4 protein-coding genes are annotated in these 5,639 nt (G+C 64.7%); 3 read left to right on the plus strand and 1 reads right to left on the minus strand.

Annotation, left to right across the window (positions count from 1 at the left end):
- Nucleotides 1-130 precede the first annotated feature (130 nt).
- A complete protein-coding gene (locus tag BO1_RS47835) occupies nucleotides 131-625 on the minus strand; it encodes an Lrp/AsnC family transcriptional regulator (protein WP_028223644.1) in 495 nt (164 codons plus the stop codon).
- Nucleotides 626-885: 260 nt separating this feature from the next.
- On the opposite strand from BO1_RS47835, the gene BO1_RS47840 reads away from it, so the two are divergent.
- The 3 genes from BO1_RS47840 to BO1_RS47850 all read left to right on the plus strand — a co-directional run bounded on the left by BO1_RS47840 (nucleotide 886) and on the right by BO1_RS47850 (nucleotide 5,474).
- Nucleotides 886-2,313: an amino acid permease gene (locus tag BO1_RS47840; protein ID WP_028223645.1), complete on the plus strand. Its 1,428-nt coding sequence runs from the start codon at nucleotides 886-888 to the stop codon at nucleotides 2,311-2,313.
- Between the two features lie 128 nt (nucleotides 2,314-2,441).
- Nucleotides 2,442-4,922, plus strand: a complete 2,481-nt coding sequence (locus tag BO1_RS47845; protein ID WP_043289211.1) for a penicillin acylase family protein — start codon at nucleotides 2,442-2,444, stop codon at nucleotides 4,920-4,922.
- A gap of 315 nt (nucleotides 4,923-5,237) precedes the next feature.
- Nucleotides 5,238-5,474, plus strand: a complete 237-nt coding sequence (locus tag BO1_RS47850) for a hypothetical protein (RefSeq protein ID WP_028223647.1) — start codon at nucleotides 5,238-5,240, stop codon at nucleotides 5,472-5,474.
- Nucleotides 5,475-5,639: the final 165 nt, after the last annotated feature.

A 5,639-nucleotide genomic window follows, 5' to 3' on the forward strand; every position in this document is an offset into this window, starting at 1 on the left:
GCACAGGGGCAACGCCTGCGGCCCGCCGCGAAAACAAGTTAAGGCCAACACTGAATCGATCAACCAGGAAATTAAGGAATAGAAATTAAAAAACACTAACTAATAGAGATCGATTGAATCGATCGGCCCTTCACCCCCCATGCGCGCCGCCGGCCGAAGTCGCAACCAGATCAAGCATCGAACCATCGCGCTTAATCGTCGACAGCACGATGCTCGAATTAATCGACATGACACCGCTCGTGCGGTGCAACTTGTGGATCACGAAGTCTGAATAGTGCTCGAGATCGCGCGTGCGCACGACGAGCACGTAATTGGACGCCCCAGTAATGACCTGCGCGGACACCACTTCCGGCCATTCCCGGATCGCCTCGACAAACTTGTCGTGCCACTCAGGCGCGTCGGGCCGCATCGACACGTGCACGAGCGCCTCGAACGCCACGCCGAGGTTCTTCGGCGAAAGCGTGCAGCGGTAGCCCTCGATCACGCCGCGCTCCTCCAGCAGCTTCACGCGCCGCAGACAGGCAGACGGCGACAGCGCCACCGCGTTCGCGAGATCCTGGTTGCTGATGCGGCCGTCCTGCTCGAGCTGCCGCAGGATCCGCATGTCGGTCCGGTCGAGATTCATGTTGAAGATCCCCTCTATTTTCGTCTGAAATGCCGCAGACTCTACTGCAAATGCGAGGATTTGTCTTCGAAATATGAAGCTCATTCTATTTCATCCTCGATAACATGCGGTCCACCGATGATGGCATCGACAATAACGATCTGGAGGCGCACTTGAGACTGAGACCCCATTTTCTGAGTGTCCGATGCTGGGCGCGCACAACGCACACGCGCCCAGCCTGATTCGCCACGACTACCGAATTCGAACGAGGTCTGACACTTATGCATTCAGAAGGACAATTCCAGCAGATCGCCGCGCGCGAGCAGGGGCTGCGCCGCACGCTTTCCGCGCGGCAGATGGCGATGATCGCGATTGGCGGGGCGATCGGCACCGGGCTATTTCTCGGCTCCGGATTCGCGATCGGCTTTGCGGGGCCAAGCGTGCTCGTGAGCTACGCGATCGGCGCGTTCATCTCGCTGCTGCTGATGGGCTGCCTGGCCGAGATGACGGTCGCGCATCCGACCTCCGGCTCGTTCGGCGCCTATGCCGAATACTATGTGAGCCCGTGGGCGGGCTTTCTCGTGCGCTACGCGTACTGGGCGTGCATCGTGCTCGCGGTCGGCACCGAGGTCACCGCGATCGCGCTGTACATGAAGTACTGGTTTCCGGCCGTGCCGGGCTGGATCTGGATCGTCGGCTTCTCGTCGCTGCTCGTGTTCGTCAACGCGCGCAGCGTCGACGTGTTCGGCTCGGTCGAGTACGGCTTCTCGGTCGTGAAGATCGCCGCGATCATCGGCTTCATCGCGCTCGGCGCGTATGTCGTGTTCGTGAATCCGGAGCTCGTCGGCAGCGAAGCGAACGGCGGCGCGGCCGGATTCCATCACTATGTCTCGCACGGCGGCTTCTTTCCGAAGGGCATGTGGGGGATGTGGGTCGCGGTGATCGTGTCGATCTTCAGTTACTTGAGCATCGAGATGATCGCGGTCGCGGCCGGCGAAGCCGAGGACCCGCAGCGCGCCGTCACGCGCGCATTCCGTTCGACGATCGTGCGGCTCGTGCTGTTCTATCTGGTCACGCTCGCGCTGATGCTCGCGATCGTGCCGTGGACCGCCGCGGGCCGCGACGAAAGCCCGTTCGTGAAAGTGATGGAGGCGATACACCTGCCGGCCGCGGCCGGCGTGATCAACTTCGTTGTGCTGATCGCTGCGTTGTCGGCAATGAACAGCCAGCTCTATATCACCACGCGGATGATGTTCAGCCTGTCGCGCGCCGGCCATGCGCCGCGCGTGCTCGGCGAGGTGAACGCGCGCGGGATTCCGCTCGGCGCGCTGATGCTCTCGACGCTGGGCATCGCACTGGCGACCGTGCTGAGCGTGCTGTATCCCGACGCGTCGTTCACGATCATGATGTCGGTGTCGATGTTCGGCGCGCTGTTCACGTGGATGATGATCTTCGTGACGCATTACTTCTTCCGGCGCCGCTGGGACGCGAGCGCCCAGCCCGCGCCCGCGTTCCGGATGCGCGGCTTCCCGGTGCTGACGCTGCTTGGCGCGGCGTTGATGCTCGCGGTCACGGTGACGACATTCTTTACGTCCGAGTTCCACATGACGCTGATCTTCGGCGTGCCGTTCCTGATCGCGCTGAGCGTGGTGTATGCCGTGTGGTATCGGCGGCCGGCGATGCGGGCGGACGTGAGTGCTGTCGAATAAGGCAAAAGGCGAGAGCATCACCGGACAGCACGCCCGGCGACAGCGCGTCTCCACACCGTCATACTAGGGTCCTAAGCTGTCCAGGCGATCCGCTCGCCTCACGAGGAAGCTTTGAACAATGACCCGCAATGACGCGTTCGAGCCATTTTCCGCCGCAGCGGCGCCGCACGTGGCTGCTGATACTGCCGACTATCGTCGTCATCGTGCTGGCCGCCGCGGTGCTGGCGGGCTGGCTGATCTTGCGCGCCAGCCTGCCGCAACTGGACGGCACGCATGCCGCGCCGCTGTCCGCCACGGTGACGATCGGGCGCGACGCGCTCGGCGTGCCAACGGTGCAGGGCCGCACGCGTGACGACGTCGCCTATGCGATCGGTTTCGTTCACGCGCAGGACCGTTTCTTTCAGATGGATCTGCTGCGCCGGGTTGCCGCCGGCGAGATGAGCGGGCTCATCGGCCCGGCGGCGCTTGCCCTCGACCGGCGCGACCGGCCGTGGCGTTTTCGCGAGCACGCACAGACGGCGCTCGCCGCGCTGCCGGCGGACCAGCGGCGACTGATCGAGCGCTATGCGGCGGGCGTCAATGACGGCCTGCGCTCGCTGCACGCGCGGCCGTTCGAATACTGGCTGCTGCGCACGCGGCCGGTGCCGTGGCGCCCGGAGGACACGCTGCTTGTCGTCTACGCGATGTACTTCGATCTTCAATACGACCAGGTGACGCGCGTGCTGTCGCGCGCGGCGCTGCGCGAGCGCGTGCCGCCCGATCTACTCACGTTCCTGCTGCCGGCGATAAGCCATTGGGACGCCCCGCTCGACGGACCGGGCGCATCGGCACCGCTGCCTGCCGCGCTGCCCGCGGCGGCGCCGCCATGGCTGCGCTCGATGTCGTCCGCCACGCGCGGCGCAGCGGTGGCCGCGGAACTGCCCGGGGGCGTGCCCGGTTTCGTCGACGCAGGGGGCTCGCTCAACGCGATGGTCGGCAGCAACGGCTTCGCCGTGGACGGCGCGCATAGTGCTCACGGCGGCGCGCTGGTTGCGAACGACATGCACCTCGGCCTGTCGCTGCCGAACATCTGGTATCGGGTGTCGCTGGTCTATCCCGCGCCCGATGGCAGCACGCGGCGGATCAGTGGCGTCAGCTTGCCGGGGGAGCCGCTCGTGGTGGCCGGCAGCAACGGCCATATCGCGTGGGCGTTCACCAACAGCTACGGCCGCTTCGTCGACTTGATCGAACTGCAGCGCGATCCGGCCGACCCGCTGCGCTACCGAGTTCGCGGCGGCGGATGGGAGAGGGCGCAGGTGTTCCATGAGCGCCTCGACGTGAATGGCGGCGCGAGCGTCGATCTGCCGGTCGTGCAAACCCGCTGGGGGCCGCAACTCGTGGTTGGCCCGCATGCGTATGCCGTGCATTGGGTCGCGCAGGACCGGGAGGCGGTCAACATGAACTTCGTGCGGCTCGAAGGCGCCACGAATGTCGCCGACGCATTGCATGCCGCGCAGACCTTCGGTCTGCCGACGCAGAACTTCACGGTGGCCGATGCGCAAGGCCATATCGGCTGGACGCTTGCCGGGCCGCTGCCGCGCTTTGCCGATACGGATGTGAGCACGGCGGCACTCGCCAGCTTGCCGTTCAGCTCCGACACGTATCCCGGTTGGCAGGGATATCTGTCACCCGATGCGTACCCGGTGCGCGTCGATCCGCCGGCCGGCCGCATCTGGAGCGCGAACAACCGGACCTTGCCGCTGGCCGAGGCGGCGCGCATCGGCGATGCCGGCACCGATCCCGGCGCACGGGCGACGCAGATTCGCAACGATCTGCTGGCGCTGCCGCATGCGACCGAGCGCGACCTGCTGGAGGTGCAGACCGACGACCGCGCCTTCTGGATCGAAACCTGGCGACGCGTCGCGCTCGAAGCACTCGATGCGCAAGCGCTCGGCGGCCATCCCGAGCGCGCGGAATTCCGCCGGCTCGTCGAAAGCTGGGACGGCCGCGCGGATACGGATGCGGTCGGCTACCGGCTGGTGCGCGCGTTCTACTTCTCGCTGTACGACGCATGGTTCGGCGCGCTCGACCAGCAGATGGCCGCTGTTGCGCCGGGGCTCGGCTATCGCGCGGCCAACACGCGCTACGAAGCGACGATGGAGACGCTCGCCGACCATCACGCCTGGATTCCCGCCGGCTTCGCGGACTGGCGCGCGTTCATGCTGGAACGGATCGACCACTCGATCGCCCAGTTGCCGAAGGGCGTGAAGCTCGCCGATGCGCGCTGGGGCGAGCGCAATCGCTCGGCAATCGCGCATCCGTTTGCGCGGCTCTTGCCGCCGTGGCTGCCATGGGCACGCGGCTGGCTCAGCGCGCCGCGCGATCCGCTGCCGGGTGACATCAACATGCCGCGCGTGCAGTCGCCGGTGTTTGGCGCGTCCGAGCGTTTTGCGGTGTCGCCGGGGCGCGAGCAGGACGGTATCTTCGAGATGCCGGGCGGGCAGTCCGGCAATCCTCTGTCGCCGTACTTCATTGCGGGGCATGAAGCCTGGGTGCACGGCGACGCGACACCGTTCCTGCCGGGCGCGGCCGTTCACACGCTGAGGCTCATCGCGGCCGACGCGCACTAGAACGCGGCTATTCGGCAGGCGCCCGCGTCCAAATCCCACGATGCGAAACGATGTCGCGTATGCCAGAAAAATCTCCCGCGACGCAACATACGGACGTTGCGTATCGTTGAGTGCCATTGCACATTGCGATATCAAGATTCTATCTAATTGAATTTTCGGTGTTTTTTCTTGGTAGTCCGGCGACGAATCTGGGGCCACGGCCGTCACGTATCTCGATACTCTCTTTCCATGGAGAACACAGACGGAGATTCGCAACACTCCGGCTTGCAAGGTGTACGCGTTTCGACAAATTTTTCAAACCTGTGGAGAGACGAGATGATGCACGTTTATATCGAACCGGTGCCGAAGGGCCAGTGGGGGCCAATCGACGGATACCGCATTGAAACTCAGGATGGGACCAAGCTTTCTGGCGAACTGCTTCGCTCCGAGAGACTGGCGGTGAGTCAGGCCAAGCTGCACGGCTACGTGCCGTTGCTTGCGACGGTGCGCATACCGGACAAGGCAGTCGCCGAGCACTGGACGCCCGCCGACAAAACACCCGTAACTGTCTAACTGATGATGTGGCCACTATTTGCAGCGCGCACTTTCCGTCTGCGCATGCGGGAAGTGCGTGTGCAAACAGCCACGATGACTTGCTGAGAATCCTTTCTCGCGCCCTCGAATTGAATCCTGCGTTCGCATCGCCGTGAGGCGTCGATCACGGCCGCACACCGGTAC

This window comes from Paraburkholderia oxyphila NBRC 105797 (assembly GCF_000685075.1).
GTDB classification, from domain to species: domain Bacteria; phylum Pseudomonadota; class Gammaproteobacteria; order Burkholderiales; family Burkholderiaceae; genus Paraburkholderia; species Paraburkholderia oxyphila.

What these genes read in the sequence shown, in the direction of transcription:
- BO1_RS47835 (WP_028223644.1), bottom strand. Translation starts at nt 625, where the DNA reads ATGAATCTCGACCGGACCGACATGCGGATCCTGCGGCAGCTCGAGCAG.
- BO1_RS47840 (WP_028223645.1), top strand. Translation starts at nt 886, where the DNA reads ATGCATTCAGAAGGACAATTCCAGCAGATCGCCGCGCGCGAGCAGGGG.
- BO1_RS47845 (WP_043289211.1), top strand. Translation starts at nt 2,442, where the DNA reads ATGACGCGTTCGAGCCATTTTCCGCCGCAGCGGCGCCGCACGTGGCTG.
- BO1_RS47850 (WP_028223647.1), top strand. Translation starts at nt 5,238, where the DNA reads ATGATGCACGTTTATATCGAACCGGTGCCGAAGGGCCAGTGGGGGCCA.